Annotated in this window: 14 protein-coding genes; 4 read left to right on the top strand and 10 right to left on the bottom strand. The window is 57.2% G+C overall.

Annotated features, from left to right (window positions below; translation table 11 throughout):
• Positions 1–101: 101 nt before the first annotated feature.
• Positions 102–1172, bottom strand: a complete 1071-nt coding sequence (locus RDL77_RS07095; RefSeq protein WP_288192322.1) for a GlxA family transcriptional regulator — start codon at positions 1170–1172, stop codon at positions 102–104.
• The gene (locus tag RDL77_RS07090; RefSeq protein WP_288192321.1) at positions 1169–3592 is read right to left on the bottom strand and encodes an FAD-dependent oxidoreductase; all 2424 of its coding nucleotides are present in this window, start codon (positions 3590–3592) and stop codon (positions 1169–1171) included. Before RDL77_RS07090 ends, RDL77_RS07095 begins: the two co-directional genes overlap by 4 nt.
• Positions 3593–3676: 84 nt before the next feature.
• Between RDL77_RS07090 and RDL77_RS07085 the strand changes: the two genes are divergently transcribed.
• Together RDL77_RS07085 and RDL77_RS24820 are read left to right on the top strand one after the other, a co-directional pair.
• On the top strand, positions 3677–3949 hold the full coding sequence (locus RDL77_RS07085) for a hypothetical protein (RefSeq protein ID WP_288192320.1): 273 nt from the start codon (positions 3677–3679) through the stop codon (positions 3947–3949).
• A gap of 167 nt (positions 3950–4116) precedes the next feature.
• Entirely contained in the window at positions 4117–4998 is an 882-nt protein-coding gene (locus RDL77_RS24820) for a DUF6500 family protein (RefSeq protein WP_374042679.1), read from the top strand.
• A gap of 68 nt (positions 4999–5066) precedes the next feature.
• On the opposite strand, the gene RDL77_RS07070 is transcribed toward RDL77_RS24820, so the two are convergent.
• The 4 genes from RDL77_RS07070 to RDL77_RS07055 all read right to left on the bottom strand — a co-directional run bounded on the left by RDL77_RS07070 (position 5067) and on the right by RDL77_RS07055 (position 8581).
• Complete coding sequence (locus tag RDL77_RS07070) at positions 5067–5753, bottom strand: DUF4405 domain-containing protein (RefSeq protein WP_288192319.1); 687 nt, start codon at positions 5751–5753, stop codon at positions 5067–5069.
• A 5-nt stretch (positions 5754–5758) separates the two neighbouring features.
• On the bottom strand, positions 5759–6244 hold the full coding sequence (locus RDL77_RS07065; protein WP_288192318.1) for a cytochrome P460 family protein: 486 nt from the start codon (positions 6242–6244) through the stop codon (positions 5759–5761).
• A gap of 70 nt (positions 6245–6314) precedes the next feature.
• Positions 6315–7352 (bottom strand): alpha/beta hydrolase, encoded by a 1038-nt coding sequence (locus tag RDL77_RS07060; protein ID WP_288192386.1) that lies wholly within the window; start codon positions 7350–7352, stop codon positions 6315–6317.
• Between the two features lie 335 nt (positions 7353–7687).
• Entirely contained in the window at positions 7688–8581 is an 894-nt protein-coding gene (locus RDL77_RS07055; protein ID WP_288192317.1) for a LysR family transcriptional regulator, read from the bottom strand.
• 167 nt (positions 8582–8748) lie between these two features.
• Between RDL77_RS07055 and RDL77_RS07050 the strand changes: the two genes are divergently transcribed.
• A complete protein-coding gene (locus RDL77_RS07050; protein ID WP_288192316.1) occupies positions 8749–9942 on the top strand; it encodes a carboxymuconolactone decarboxylase family protein in 1194 nt (397 codons plus the stop codon).
• 114 nt (positions 9943–10056) lie between these two features.
• Positions 10057–10737: a bifunctional 2-polyprenyl-6-hydroxyphenol methylase/3-demethylubiquinol 3-O-methyltransferase UbiG gene (locus RDL77_RS07045; RefSeq protein WP_288192315.1), complete on the top strand. Its 681-nt coding sequence runs from the start codon at positions 10057–10059 to the stop codon at positions 10735–10737.
• Here the strand turns inward: RDL77_RS07045 and RDL77_RS07040 are convergent.
• From RDL77_RS07040 to RDL77_RS07025, 4 genes are all read right to left on the bottom strand, one after another.
• Positions 10712–11521, bottom strand: coding sequence for an ABC transporter ATP-binding protein (locus RDL77_RS07040; protein WP_288192314.1), 810 nt, complete (start codon positions 11519–11521; stop codon positions 10712–10714). The genes RDL77_RS07045 and RDL77_RS07040 overlap by 26 nt on opposite strands.
• Positions 11522–11529: 8 nt before the next feature.
• Positions 11530–12501, bottom strand: coding sequence for a FecCD family ABC transporter permease (locus RDL77_RS07035; protein WP_374042682.1), 972 nt, complete (start codon positions 12499–12501; stop codon positions 11530–11532).
• Positions 12502–12566: 65 nt separating this feature from the next.
• Complete coding sequence (locus RDL77_RS07030) at positions 12567–13544, bottom strand: iron ABC transporter permease (RefSeq protein ID WP_288192312.1); 978 nt, start codon at positions 13542–13544, stop codon at positions 12567–12569.
• Between the two features lie 52 nt (positions 13545–13596).
• Positions 13597–14562: an ABC transporter substrate-binding protein gene (locus tag RDL77_RS07025; RefSeq protein WP_288192311.1), complete on the bottom strand. Its 966-nt coding sequence runs from the start codon at positions 14560–14562 to the stop codon at positions 13597–13599.
• Positions 14563–14994: the final 432 nt, after the last annotated feature.

Genomic DNA, 14994 nt, shown 5'->3' with positions numbered 1-14994 from the left:
TTCCTTTCACAACAGCAGTACGCAGGATCGGATTTCATTGCGATGCGATCAGGACCGATATGACAGAATTCCGGCCTTTCTCGAGGACGTCTACCTCCCGATCAGAGACGAACCTCGTGCGGCCTCAATCCGAATTCATTGCGAAAGCAGTTGGAAAAGTACGACGATGAACTGAACCCGCAGGCCATCGCGACACTGGTGATGGAAAGGTTGGTTGATACCAGCAGTTGGCGTGCCCGGGCGAGCCGAAGTGACAGATAGTACTGTCCCGGTGTTGTGCCGAGATTGCGCTGAAAAAGCCGCTCGATCTGGCGTCTCGATAAGGCGACCTGTTGGGGAATGTCATCGAGAGCGGTGGGCATCTCAATGTTCTGCAGCATGATACGAATAACCTGAATGAGTTTTTCGTTCTTGCCGGTGTACTGCAGTCCCGGCGGAACATACTGATATGCGTCGCCCGCCCGGCCACGATCTGCGATGACGTGCTGACAGACCTTGGCAACGGTTTCCGGACTGCAGCGCCGTTTCAGCAAGTCGATGGCGAGATCGAAAGCCGCGAACTCTCCGGCACAGGTGACAAAGGGGCCATCCTGCATAAACAATGCGTCGTTGACATTCAGTCCATAGAAGGTTTCAGACAGGGCGGGGATCTTGTTCCAATGAATGGTGCATCGACTGGAATTCAGGAGACCCAACTGGGCTAGGAGCCATGTTGCCGTTCCAAGCGCATAGATCACGATCTTCTGGCGCACGCATAGCCTCAGCAAGGCGCTGACCTCGGACGAACATTGGGCCTCGATACCTTCACCTGCGCACAGAAGCATGAGGTCGGGAACACGGGACATTTCAACGTTCGTGCGTTCAGTGTGAAAGTCACCGTCAACGCCAATGCTGAAGCCGCTGGCGCACTTTACCGGCTGACCATCAATGCTCACGAGCCGCCATCGGAATTGCTCCAGACCGAGCAATGTGTTGGCCACACGCAGGGGCTCGATCATCGAAGACAACGATAATTGCGAGAATCCCGGGAACAGGAGCACGGTAAACACAGTCGGTTTAGTCTGCAGACTGACGACTGTGCGCGCACGTAGCCCAGGATCGGTAGCTGTATGACAGGAGAGGCGATCGAAACGCGTCTTTACCTGCGATGCCTCCACTGCGTGCTTGTTCATTGCCGTATGCGCTCGCCGGTTGGATCGTAGATGCAGCGTTCGACACGTATTGCCCGGCTACGGCGGCCAAAGGCTTCCACGTCGATCTCGGTGAGAGCCATATCATCGCCGGCAAGATAGCCAAATACCAAGGAAGCTCCGGTCGTGTGGCTGTAGTCACCGCTCGTCGTCATGCCGATACTCCGACCATTGGCGATCATGGCTTCCCCGCCATAGACGGGCAGAGGGTCATCAAGGCGGAAACAAACGAGCTTGCGCTGGATGCCGCGTTCCTGCTGTTTAATCAGCGCGTCCCGCCCGTAAAAGTCGCCTTTCTTCAGCGAAACAGCAAAGCCAAGACCAGCTTCGAATGGTGTGTCATCGGGGGTGATGTCTGCTCCCCAATAAAGGTAGCGCTTTTCCATACGCAGGCTGGAGATCGCCTTGTAGCCGACATTGGCAATGCCGAACTCTGCACCCGCTGTCCGCAGGGTTTCATAGACGTAAGACATGTATTCCACGGGGATATGCAGTTCCCAGCCAAGTTCGCCGACATAGGTCACGCGCGCCGCCATCACCGGCGCCCAGCCAATGCGGATATTTCGGCAGGTCATGTACGCAAAGGCTTCGTTGTCGATATCATCCTCGCTCACCTTGGCGAGTACCTTCCGGGACAGTGGCCCGCAAAGATTGATGACGCCATAGGCACTCGTCACATCCTGCATCATGACCGAGCGATCTCGCGGCATGTGGCTGCGGATCCAGTTGCCGTCCCGCGTGCCAAATCCCGAGCCGGTCACCACATAAAACACATCATCGCGCGGACGCATGATCGTCAGGTCGGCCTCGATCCCGCCGCGCTTGTTCAGCAGCTGGGTATAGATGACGGCTCCTGTCCCGCGATCCAGATTGGCAGCGGCAAGCCATTGCAGATAGGCAAATGCACCCGGTCCGGAAATCTCGAACTTTGTAAATGAGGACTGATCGATGAGTGCAACACCTTCCCGGACTAGGCGGTGCTCACGGCTGATGACCTCGCGGTAGGGTGCACGCTCAAATGTTTCGAGCGGTGGCTTCTGTTGACCAGGCTTGAGAAAATAATTCGGTCGTTCCCAGCCGAACTTTGCGCCGTAAACGGCCCCATGATCGGCAAGGGTTTGATAAAGCGGCGAACGGCGCAGCGGGCGGCAGGCCGAGCGCTCTTCTTCCGGCCAGGCGATCGCATAATATTTTGAATAGGCTTCAATGGCGCAGTCGCGCAGATAGGCAAGCCCCGTATGCGGTTGACCAAACCGGCGCAGATCGAATGCCCAGAGGTCCATGCCAGGATCGCCTTCAAGGATCCAGTTGGCCATTGCACGGCCCGCGCCGCCGGAAGCGGCGATGCCAGATGTAAAGCCGCAGGCGATGTAGAAATTATCGAGATTGCCTGCAAGACCCATCACAGGTTCACCGTCAGCCGAGATGGGAATTGGTCCATTGACGACGGTGCGTACGCCAAGCTCACCCAAAATTGGAATACGGTTGGCAGCGCCTTCAATCACGTCAGAGATACGATCAAGATCATCAGCAAACAGTTCTTGCCCAAAGCTCATAGGCAGCTTGCCAAGTCCATAGGCAGCCCGCGTTTCCTTTTCCCAACCGCCGATGGCCATGGCACCGGGTTCCGGCTTGACGTAGAAATTGGCATCGGGATCGCGCAACGTTGGAAGGTCATCGGGCACAAGGGGTGATTTATCGGTGACGAAATACTCGTGTTCAAGCACTGTTACAGGCAGATCGATACCCGCAAGCTCGCCACATTGACGAGCCCAGAGGCCTGCAGCGTTGACGACGACATCGCAGCCAATATTGCCGTCCGATGTCTGAACCTCGATGATGCGACGGTCCCGGATCGTAAAACCTGTAACCGTCACACCCTCAACAATGCGTGCCCCGCCTGCCCGGGCGCCCTTTGCATAGGCGTGTGTCAGTGAATAAGGGTCGACGTGCCCGTCCGAGGCAATCCATGTTGCTCCACGTAAGTCTTTGGTATCGGCGAGCGGAAACAGCCGCTTCACGTCGTCAGGTCCGACAAGCTCCATGTCGAAGCCGTAACTCCTGGCAGCGGTGGCTGCCCGCTTTAATTCTTCCCAGCGTGCGTCGGAGGCTGCCAGGCGCAAACTACCCACATTCTTCCAGCCGACGTCCTGCCCCGTCTCGGCACCAATTTTGGAACAGAGTTCGGCACTGTATTGCATCAGTCGCGTCAGGTTCACCTTGCTGCGCAGTTGGCCCATAAGACCGGCTGCATGCCAGGTCGAACCAGCGGTGATCACGTTCTTTTCAAGAACGACCACATCCGTCTCGCCTGCTTCGACAAGGTGATAGGCAATGCTGGTGCCGATAGCACCGCCTCCGACAATAACGATGCGGGCATGCGAAGGAATCTTGATGGGCACTGGTCAGCTCCAACGGTTGAGCATGAAATAATGCCACATTAAGTCACATTATGCAAAGTATAACAACATAAAAAGGTTTGGGATATGGAAGCATCGGCTATTGTAGCAGGCACTGCCAAGCTGGAGGCAGCCAAGACCCTGATTGACTGGACCGTGACGCGTAAAGCCAATGAAATGTATAATGTTGGCTGCGCTCTGCTTGCGATGCCAAACATCGCAAAACCCGTCAAATATCGCCCTGAAAACATGGAACAGAAAATGATCAAAAACGATTTTGAGTGGGCTGCGAACCATCGGGAGGCTATTTTGAAAGAGCGGAACAAACGTTGCGATTCGAAATCCGAACCCAAGAACTGAATTATAGGTGTTGTTACTTCGACTGGCCTAGCAATTTGACTGGTTGGCGATACGAACCTTGCCTTCCGACTGTCCTCCAATGGAGCATGACCGGTTTTAGTGGCTCTGTGGCAAAGTTTTCTTCTTTGATGGTTTGTGTCACAGAGTGATCAGCCGAGATCGTTGCGATGGGATATCAACGATGGTGGATTTCAAGGGCGTACAGTTCCGCCGCAGCTACCATCGCGGGGATCGAAGTGGCCCACATTTCTCTATCTGCAGTCGCAAAAATCCGGATACTCAATGGAGAACGTTTCGCGAGAGCCATTCTGCAAAAAAAGATAGTTGAGGTTTGTGATCAAAAGATATCTGAAAAAGGCTCCGGCGTGGGCCTCTCGTTCTATTCGTTTTTTGGCAATAAAAATGATGACCCCGAGCTTCTGATGGAGGCCGCGGAATGGTGGATACGAATCCACCAACTCGACCATTTTGAAAAAGCAATCAAGATACGGGCTTTGGTCATGGATATTGCCGGGCAGAACCCTCGCTCTCGAACAGAAGGCATGGATATTGTTAGGGGTGAAAACGGTTTCAGCAATTGTGAAAAAGCTCTGACGCTCGGGGATTTCATTTCGGTAGAACAGGAATTGTCCGTAAAACTTGCCGACGATTTGAAGGCGCATTATATCGATCACAATGGCGGAACACCGGAAAGATCCGTTTGGGTCGATCCGGAAGGGAAATGGGATGATAATGAAGTTCGCGACTTCATCCCGTTTCGCTATAGCGACCGCTTTGGTGACGATCCGGATTTTACTGCTGAGGGACGAACCAAAAGGGAATGGTCAGAACAGCAATTGCCACCCCATCTCATCCAGTTTGCCTTTGATTGGGGCGGGAATTATTATTGCATCGATCATCGGGACGGCAAGGTTTACTTTTTTGTCCGAGACGTCTGGAGCGACAATCTGACGATCGAGAAAAACTGGATCGTCAACACACGCTACGTGACCACTTCGTTCAAGTCATTCGTCGACAATTTGGCGGCTGGTGGAGCAGACACGCGATAACAATTGCCGTGCTCTCGTTGCCGAGCGCATTAAGGACCTCGTCGTATAGGCCGAGGGCGTAACCGCGTTTAAGTTGCGTGACGACGTCTGGCGATCCTCTGGATCAGCATGCGGGTAGTGTGGGCTATCCAGACGTAGAGTGCGACGATGGACGCAATGCGGAGAAAGAAGCCGGCAGTCGATTCATTGAAGTCCCATAAATCCATCGATATCTGCATGAGGAGCTTATCGCCTAGCCCCATATCTGCCGAACTCTGCACGCCATACAGCGCCATGGCGGCAGCGAGCAGTTGCAAGGCGATCGTGCGGCCTCTGCCGGAAGTCGTGATGCCGAACACGGTTCGAGTAGTGTGCATTACGACCGACCAGCGGAAGCCGATGTGTAGCGAGACGATAATCAGAAGCCAATAGGCCGCAGCGGTATGGATCTGCCTGGCGGTGAAGCCGCCATCCAGGGGAAGGAACGCGAACACCAGCCGGGAGATCATAAGGCTGGTCACCACAATAGTTCCGACGACCACCAACAGCACCAGATTGATACCGACATATATCAATCCGCTTGCTTCGCGCCGGGTGCGCCTGACCGTGCCCCACCAACGTCGATTGAAGACGTTGTGTATCGCGGCGAGCACAAAGACAGCCGAACCCGCCAGCTCATGAACGGTATTGCCAAGCCCGTAATAGGCGAGGGCCACCATGAGGAGGCCCGCCGCCGCAAAGTCAATCGCCAGTCGCAGAAGGAAGGTAGGAGCCATGACCGTCAGTTCACCGGCGTCCCGTGGAAGGCCTGAATTTCGCTGTGGGTGAACAGGAAATCATTGCCGCTGGCACCCTGATGGCAGGACTGGCAGCGGTTGGTGTTCTCAGCCTTGTTGATCGTGCGATCGGCCCAGTACCACTGGAACTGCCAGTTACCCGTGCGCCGGGTGTCGTCATAGTCGGCGCCCCAGTTGGCGCCCTTTTCCATGGCGAAATACCGGTAGAGCTCGCCATTGCGATAGTCGATCAGGACGAACTGCGCGCCATCGGGTACCGGCTTTCCGGCCTTGATTGTGTCGATTACGTTTTGTGTGGTCTTGATATGGGTGACGGATTCACCGCGCTGTCGGCCAGTATAATGCACCAGCGTGTCGAGGTTTTCCGGAAATTTGACGCGGTTGGTTTCCGCATGAACCTGCCAGCCGGCAAGCGCGACGGCGCTGAACGCGATGGCGGCTCCGGTCGCATATGTGAGTAGAGTGTTCATCTTGAGGGTCCTGAATGAAGCCGCAACATCGGGAGAGGGGAGAAGGCCGGCTCAGGGCCGGCCTCGTTCGTTAGCCGCGCGTGCCTTCGAGCGTTCTGTTGAAGAACGGCGTCAGCTTGCCCATCGCGGCGTCGACGTATTCGGGCACCCAATAGGTCTCGATATGCGTCGCGCCTTCGATCTTGAACAGCTCCTTGTCGGTCGTTCCGGTTGCTTTCGCGAATGCGTCTTCGCTCATGTAGAGGCTGTCAGCCTTGCTGCCCGCGATCATGAGCAGGGGCTTGTTGATCAGATCAATCTGGTCCGTTGCGTCGAACCGCGCCAGATCGAGCAGGCTGCTCAGCGTATAGCGCGCAGAGGAGCCCGGATGTGCGTTGGTTTTCTGGTAGTATTCGGTGCCCTGGCGATACATTTCGAACGGCAGCTTGGCAATCTGCTCGTCGGTCAGCGGCGTGGCATTGGCGTAGATGATGTTGCCGGTGGCTTCCTGCGCGCGGGCCTCCGATGCCTGCTGGAGACGCTCCTGAAGACTGCTCAGCTGTGAATCTTCAAAACCGTTGCGACGCACGCGGCCGGAGTTGAACATGCTCAGCGTGGCGATAGCCTGAAAGCGCTTGTCGGTCTTGACGGCAGCGAGTGAATAACCGCCACCGCCGCAAATACCCAGCAAACCCAGGCGGGAGCCGTCAACGCCGGCATAGTGCGTGATATAGTCGGCCATCCCGTGGATGTCTTCAATGCGGTTGGACGGCTTGTCAACGTTGCGGGGTTCGCCACCGCTGCCACCCTGGTATGCTGCATCTGCCGCAATGGTAACGTAGCCCTGTTCGGCCAAACGCTGAGCGTAAAGCCCCGCGGTCTGTTCCTTGACGCCGCCGTTCGGGTGAGCCACGACAATTGCCGCATAGGATTGGTTGGGGGTGTAGCCAGGCGGGGTATAGACGTTCGCCGCGATGTCCAGTCCGTTCAACTTGTATTTGACCGGATGAATGTTGACTTTGCCGGCAACGTTTTCAGTGATGGCGCCTTCGTAGGTAAGCGTATAGGGGTTTTTCCGGTAATCATCCGCGCGGACTTCGCCGGTAGCCAGGGCGATGACAGCCGCCACGGTGAGAGGCTTGAGGTCGGTGATATTCAACTCGGTGCTCCTTGTTTGTTCAATTGGTCGCCAGGCCGGGCACCATCGCGTTGAACGCCGCGATCAACGGCTCCGCGCCGCTGACGTCAACGGAATTGCTGCCCTTGGGAGGCAGGACCGGCCCACACCCTGAAGTGTAGGCCGAGACGGACTGAGCGATTAGTGAGCTGAATATGATAGGGTTTATACTTCTAGATCACGAATGATCCGCGGGCCCCGAATTAGTGAGCTTTTACAGATAGATAAAAGCTCAGTGCGGTTCTATGGATGTCTGTTCACGCCGGTATGAACTAAAGGTGATGGAATTAACCGCGATAGCGCAGGGCATCGATCAGCAGCGAGAATGCGGGTGAAGCAAGGCGCCTGCTGGGATAGTAGATATGATATCCAGGGAAGGGCGGTGACCAGTCTTCAAGCACCGGAACCAGCTTGCCCTCGCCGATCAGCGGGAGCAGGTAATCGTCTGGCAGGCATGCCAGGCCTAATCCTGCCAGTGCCCCGTCGATGATGATTGGGACGTCATTGCAGACGAACTGGCCGTCGACGCGGACATTGAGTGGTTTGCCGTCTTTTTCAAACTCCCAGGCATAGAGGCCGCCGACGGTGGTCAGTCTCAGATTGATGCAGCGGTGTTTCGTCAGGTCATGCGGGGTGAGTGGTTTCGGGTGCCGTTCAAAATAATCTGGAGAGCCGACGACAAGCATGCGCATTTCCGGTCCGATTTTCAGCGCGATCATGTCTTTTTCGATATGCTCTCCGAGCCGGACGCCTGCGTCGAAACGTTCGTTCACCAGATCAACCAGCCGGTTTTCCACCGAGATCTCGACGTTAATATCGGGATAGGACTGCATCAGGCGCGTTACGGCGGGCATGAGAATGGACACCGCAGCATGACGTATGGCGGTGATGCGTATCGTGCCGCCCGGCGCATGACGCATGGCGCCAAGTGCATCCATCCGGCTGCGGATATCGTTGAACGCGGGCCTGAGCGTTTCGGCCAATTGCTCGCCGGCCTCGGTCGGGACGACGGTGCGTGTGGTGCGTGTCAGCAGTCGAACGCCCATGCGATCCTCCAGGCGACGCACCGAATGGCTGAGCGACGATTGCGACGTACCCAATAGCGCGGCCGCCCGCGTGAAGCTGCGTTCTTCCGCGACAGTTAGAAAAGCAACGAGGTCGCCCAGCTCATCCCGCTTCATTGATGAATCCTCAATATAAGTTCAATTGGTTCTTAGCATCTAGTCGAGCTAATCGGCTAGGAGTAAGTTCGCCTCAATGCCCGGCGGCGCCCCGCGCCATGCCCACGTAGAACTCAGGCCATCGGCGATTCCAGGAGCCGCCGGATCTACCAACAAGGAGAAGCACCGTGAAAGCCATCGCCACAAGTCTTGCTATGTCGGCATTCGCAGCCAGGGGCGCTGAAGCGCAGCAGAACCCCCGCGTGGCTCCGCCGGCTGTCTACGACGTTGCGCCCGGGCTTGGCCATTTCACCGATGATGTTCTGTTCGGCGAAGTGTGGAAGCGCAGGGATCTGAGCCCGCGCGACCGCAGCCTGGTCACCATTTCCGTGCTGATCTCGACCGGGAAGGGGCACGTTCTGGCCAACCATGTGAAGCGGGCGCTGGAAAACGGCGTCGAGGCTCGGGAAGTGGGCGAAGTGGTCACGCACCTGGCATTCTATTCCGGCTGGCCCAATGCGATGTCGGCTGTGGCAGAGATCAAGAAGGTCTTTGACGAGCTGAAGATCGCACCCGTCAGGGATAGCGACGATGCACTTATCCAGCTAGATGCTGCGGCAGAAGCTGCCCGCAGCGCGTCCGTGGCTGCCAACGTGGCGCCGACCGCGCCCGCCCTTGCCGATCTCACCAACCGGGCACTGTTCGGCGATCTGTGGCAGCGCCCGGATCTGTCGGCCCGCGACCGGAGCCTGGTTACGATGACAGCGCTGATAGCGATGGGGCAACTCGACCAACTGGCGTTCCATCTGGGCCGTGCCATGGATAACGGACTGACACGGGAAGAGGCGGCTGAAGCCATTACCCATGCCGGATTCTATGCCGGTTGGCCGCGTGCCATGTCTGCGGTGCCAGTTCTCAAAACGGTTTTGGCAAGCAGGGACGCCGCCGCCGCGCATATACCAGCCGGTGCCGATATCAAAGTAATCAAGCACGGCAGCCAACCTGTGAGCGGCCCCGAGGAACGCTTCACCGGCAAGGTCCAGGTGTCATCTGCCTACAAGGGCGACGGCGCTGCCCGCATAGGCGGGGCTACCGTATCATTCGAACCGGGTGCCCATACGGCCTGGCATATGCACCCCCTCGGCCAGACACTCTTCGTTGTTTCGGGGAAGGGCTGGGTTCAGAAAGAAGGCGGTATGGTCCAGCTCATGGAGCCGGGCGACGTTGTCTGGATTCCACCGATGGTAAAACATTGGCACGGTGCGACGGCTGATCAACCGATGGTGCATTTTGCGATATCGGAGGCACTCGATGGCAACACCGTAACCTGGATGGAGAAGGTTTCGTCTGAAGACTACAGCCGGGGCCGGGAAGCGGGGTGAATGACCAGAAGCCCGCAACATTTATCCGTCTGGCAGGCAACAATGTTGCCGCAGTTCCTGTTGTGCTCCTCCGGGAATGTGTAAAAGTGCATCAACACATGACCGGAGATTCCCATGCACAGCAGCACACCAAAAATCAGCACGTGGTACATTGATCCTGACGCCGAGGATGCCATGGCCGACGGGCATGCGCCGATCTGGCGGCATTTGATCGGCCTTTTACCGGAACGGGATCTTTCCGGAAAGGCAGTGCTGGATTTCGGCTGCAATCAAGGTGGACTGCTGCGCCACCTCTACGCAATCCGGCCGTTTCGCAAGGCCCTCGGAGTTGATATTGCCGAGCAATCAATCGCAAGGGCCAATGACCTCAAGGGTAATCTGCCCGTTCAGTACCAGGCCGCCGCCCATGTCGAGGGCTGGGATGGCGAGTTCGATCTGGCGATCAGCCATGAGGTGATCTATCTCGTAGCCGACATCGAAGCGCATGCGCGCGATATATGGCGGAGTCTGAAGCCCGGGGGTGTTTACTACGCGGTCACCGGTTGCCATACGGATAATCCGTTGTGGCCGAAATGGCGTGACCTTGTTGCGGAGAAGACCAACACGGTCGTGCAGGATCGCTCCATTACCGACTATGCCCGGGTGTTTGAGGGTGCTGGGTTCGACGTATCGGCGCGCAAACTCGAGTTTGACGGCTTCATTCCCTTTGTCGCCGATGGCTGGATGCCGGATTTTGCCGATGCGCTTACCTATTACACGCAGACCAAGGTCATTTTCCGGCTGGTGAAACCGTAATTTGGGACCGGATGAGCTCGATATCGAAATGAGGGCGGCTACCGGGCGCGATGCGGACAAAATTGCCCTGCACGCGGAATACCTTCTCGATCAGTCCGCTCCCGGCGAGCTCGTCCGGTTCGCCGTCGAAGAGCAGATGGCCCTTTTCCAATAGAGAAATGCGGTCGCTGATCGAGATGGCCTGGTTGATGTCGTGAATGGCCATGATGATTGTCACGCCTCTTTCGCGGCTGAGGCGGTGCACCAGATTGAGCACTTCCACCTGAAAGCCGATATCGAGGAAGGATGTAGGCTCGTCCAGCAGCAGGATTTGGGCTTCCTGGGCAAGCGCCGCCGATATCCAGGCGCGCTGCCGCTCGCCCCCGGACAATTCGTGCAGGCTCCGGTCCGCCAGATTGGCCAGCCCCGTGCTTTCCAATGCCCATTCTATCGCCCGTTCATCGTGACTGCTGTAGCTGCGAAACAGACCGACATGGGGATAGCGGCCCTGCCGCACAAGCTGTTCGACGGTCATCTCGTCCGGAGCCGACGGCTGCTGCGGCAAGAACGCCAGCTGTTTTGCCAAGGTCCGCCGCGACATTTCTCTGGCAGGCTTGCCGTTGATTTCCACCTGCCCCTCGTGCGACGTGATCAAGCCGGCAATTGCTTGAAGCGCGGTGCTTTTGCCGGAACCGTTGGGGCCGATGAGGGCCCGTATCTCTCCGGGCTTCAGATCAAGGTTGAAGCTGTTCAACGCCTTGCGGCGACCATAAAAAACCGACAGTTGCGAGCAGGAAAGGGGCATTATGGTCCTCAAGGTATTTTGCGCAGGAGTGCGATCAATACAGGCACACCGAACAGGGCCGTGATCACCCCGATCGGAATCTCTTCGGCCTGCCCGAGCAGCCGGCCGAGAAGATCACCCAGCGTGACGATAAATGCGCCAAGGGCAATGGTCAGCGGCAGCACAAGGGCGAAATGACGGCCCACCAAAAAACGGGCGAGATGGGGAACGACAAGACCGACAAAGATGATGGGGCCAACGGCACCGACCGCACTTGCCGCAAGTGCGCACGACAACAGCAGGACGATTGAAAACTGTTTGCGATAGGAGAGGCCGAAGGAGCGCGCGACTGCGGGGTCGAACCGCAGCAGGTCTATGGAACGCCGCAGGGCCGGGAGCGCTGCGAGCCCGGCGATTGTGAAAGGCACAAGAAACAGGGCGTGGGTCCAGCTGCGCGCATAAAGGCTGCCGGACAGCCATTCCAGCAGGATTTCAATGCGCGCCGAGCCCCAGCCGGCAATCAGTCCAATCGCGGCGGCATGCAACACGGCACCGATTGCAATGCCGCAAAGGGTAATCCGGAGCGGCCCCAAATCAAGCCGGAAGGCGAGGACGTAGATAAGGCCGCCCGCTGCCATGCCGCCCAGTGTGCCGATCGCGGGAAGCCATGCAAGGGGCAGCGCGGCGAGCGTGTTGGAGCCCGGCTCAGAGATATAAACGGTGAAGACAAGGAAGACGGTGACGGCCAGGGTCGCGCCCTGTGAAATCCCCATGATGGACGGATCGGCGAGCGGATTGCGGGTGATGGTCTGCAGCAGGAGGCCAGCCACGGCAAAATGAATCCCGGCCAGGATCCCGGTGACAATGCGCGGCAGCCGGATATCCAGAATGATCGATCTGGCTTCATCGGAGCCATGTCCGGTCAGGACGGCTGCTACATCTCCAGGCGGAATGTCGGCAACGCCCAGAAACACCGCGGCGACAAGGACGAGCACCATCATGGCGAGCAGCGCCAACAATGGTCCAAACAGGGAAGGGCGGTGAACGGGAGCGGACACGGTCATCGTCACTGCCCCCCTTTCAGCGAAAAGCGGCGTGTCTGGACCAGATAGATAAAGAAGGGGCCCCCGAGCAGCGCTGTGATAATACCCACTGGCAGCTCGCGCGGTAAGGCGATGCTGCGTGCGATGACGTCGGCAGTCACGACCATCAACGCACCGATGGCCGCGGTCAGCGCAATGGACCAGCCGATGTTATGCGGTTTGAGCAGCCGGGCGATGTGCGGCGAGACAAGGCCGACAAAGGCAACCGGCCCGGCGATCGGCGCGACACCTGCAACGGGAAGCACAGCGAACAGCAGCAGGACCGGTTTCCAGAAACGCATGTTCAGTCCCATGCCAATGGATGCATGTTCACTCAGAGCAAGCATGCCGATGATGCGGTGGCACGCAAAGGCGCCGGCCAAGCCGCCGAGCACCCACGGTGTCATGTATAGAAGGTGCGGCCACGATCTGCCTTGAAAACCACCGGACAGCCAGAAGAGCAGGGATGGCGCTTGCGGTCCGCTCAAGAGCAGCACATAGGTCGTTGCCGCGCCCAGGAAAAGGGAGATGCTGATGCCACCGAGTGCAAGATGCAGTGGTCGTCCCTCGCCGCCGCGCGATACCCAAAGGGTGACGGAAGCGGCGGCCAAACCGCCTGCCAGTCCGACAAAGGGATAATACACCGACGAAATCAATGGCAGGAATACGAAACAGAAGACGATGGGTGCCACCGCGCCCGATGCAACGCCGGTAATATCGGGACCAGCCAGCGGATTGCGGGTCAGCGCCTGCAGGAGATACCCCGAGACGGCGAGGCCGGCACCGGCAACGACGGCAGCAAGGCTGCGGGGCAGGCGCAGCGACCAGACAAGAATGGAATCGATCTTTCCATCCGGCGACAGGAGCACCGGCCACAGTTTGGACAGTCCAAGCGGTTTGGCCCCGACGAGCAGGCCGGTAACAATCACAAACAGGGTTGCCGCCACGATGAGTGTGGTCATGACCAATGACCGTCCCATGCCTGCTGCTTGCCGCTGTGCCAAGGAGATATCGCTACTGGATATCGGCAGGGATCAATTTTGCCGCCTCGGCTTTGACATCCACCTTTGGAAAGGTCTCCGGATACAAATAATGTGCTGCTTCACGCAAAACGATTTCGCGGGCTATCGGACCATTGGCTTCAACCCAATGATCACCGACATAGAAAACGCGGCCATTCTTGACCGCCGAAAGCTGCTGCCAGATCGGATTGTTCTCGTGGGGACGATCCGGACCGGAATCATAGACGAAAATGACCTCCGGGTCTTTTTCAAGCATGGTCTCAAGGCTCAGCTCCACACCGAACGGCCCGCCTTGGCGCATCGGTCCGGCAATGTTCTCACCGCCAAGCGCGGCAACGATCGAGGCCGTTGTATTCTCCGTGTGGAAGGACCATGGCGTATCTCCGGCCCACATGATCTGAAAGCGCGGATGCACGTCCTTCGGCGCTTTGGTGCTGTACTCGGCAAGGTGCTGCCGGAAAGCGGCATTGAGTTCCGTACCGCGTTCTGGTTTGCCCAGAACCTGTGCAAGCTGGGAAATCTCGCGATCACTTTCGCTCAAAAGCTCCATATTATAAGCCACGTAGGGTGCGATCTTCTGCAATTGCTCGGCATTGCCAATCGTGTAGCGGCGCATGGCAATGATGATGTCGGGCTTTGCTTCCGACAGCAGTTCCAGATTGGGTTTGGCACGCTGGCCGATCTGTTTGATCTGCTTTGTCAGGCCGAGGAGAAAATCGGGCTCGCGGCCGGCTGCCATATAGGTCGTTGCGACCGGTTTGACGCCAAGCGCAAATGCCACGTCGGTAGCAAAGTAGGAAATGGAGGCGATACGCTTGGGATTAGCGGGAACTTCGATGGTGGTTCCACGATCATCGACAATTGACAATGTTTTTGCATTGTCGGCCGATGCCGATGCCGCGGTTAGAAGGCCGAGCAAACCGATTGCACAAAGAGACTTGAGGCCCTTACCAAACATGACGGCATCTTTCCTGACTGCGTGTGACTGTACACCGCTTTAGCCAATAAACATGACATATTCAATCATATTATCTTGCGGTTTTCGCAATAAGATGTGTCAGAAACATCGTTCGCCGGCGGGCAAGGGAACTCCACGGACTTTTCGGTTCGTATCCTATCAAAGCGATCATTGTATTGTTGATTTCAAAGACCTGGATGAGCGATTGCAGAATTATTGCCTCGAATCGAAACAAACTCAAACCGGCTCTTATCGGCAGTTACAAAGGAACTTGTCCAATTTGCGGATACGCCTTTTGGCGGAAACAACAAACGATCGTTTTCCGATCACCGGCGATTTTATACAGCTGGCTTCCGATCACTGGGCTTCAGACATGACAACGCCCACCGCAAGTTCTGCAATAAAGCTGCTGTGATCGTTGCATCCCGTGAA

This window comes from uncultured Phyllobacterium sp., assembly GCF_902479695.1.
In the GTDB taxonomy this organism is placed as follows: domain Bacteria; phylum Pseudomonadota; class Alphaproteobacteria; order Rhizobiales; family Rhizobiaceae; genus Phyllobacterium; species Phyllobacterium calauticae.
The sequence above is the reverse complement of the archived record's forward strand: the minus strand, read 5'-3'. Positions and strand labels throughout refer to the sequence as shown.

Bases quoted from the DNA above. Each gene is read 5' to 3' on its own strand.
- RDL77_RS07095 (WP_288192322.1), bottom strand. From the start codon at position 1,172: ATGAACAAGCACGCAGTGGAGGCATCGCAGGTAAAGACGCGTTTCGAT.
- RDL77_RS07085 (WP_288192320.1), top strand. From the start codon at position 3,677: ATGGAAGCATCGGCTATTGTAGCAGGCACTGCCAAGCTGGAGGCAGCC.
- RDL77_RS24820 (WP_374042679.1), top strand. From the start codon at position 4,117: ATGGGATATCAACGATGGTGGATTTCAAGGGCGTACAGTTCCGCCGCA.
- RDL77_RS07070 (WP_288192319.1), bottom strand. From the start codon at position 5,753: ATGGCTCCTACCTTCCTTCTGCGACTGGCGATTGACTTTGCGGCGGCG.
- RDL77_RS07065 (WP_288192318.1), bottom strand. From the start codon at position 6,244: ATGAACACTCTACTCACATATGCGACCGGAGCCGCCATCGCGTTCAGC.
- RDL77_RS07055 (WP_288192317.1), bottom strand. From the start codon at position 8,581: ATGAAGCGGGATGAGCTGGGCGACCTCGTTGCTTTTCTAACTGTCGCG.
- RDL77_RS07045 (WP_288192315.1), top strand. From the start codon at position 10,057: ATGCACAGCAGCACACCAAAAATCAGCACGTGGTACATTGATCCTGAC.
- RDL77_RS07040 (WP_288192314.1), bottom strand. From the start codon at position 11,521: ATGCCCCTTTCCTGCTCGCAACTGTCGGTTTTTTATGGTCGCCGCAAG.
- RDL77_RS07035 (WP_374042682.1), bottom strand. From the start codon at position 12,501: ATGATGGTGCTCGTCCTTGTCGCCGCGGTGTTTCTGGGCGTTGCCGAC.
- RDL77_RS07030 (WP_288192312.1), bottom strand. From the start codon at position 13,544: ATGACCACACTCATCGTGGCGGCAACCCTGTTTGTGATTGTTACCGGC.
- RDL77_RS07025 (WP_288192311.1), bottom strand. From the start codon at position 14,562: ATGTTTGGTAAGGGCCTCAAGTCTCTTTGTGCAATCGGTTTGCTCGGC.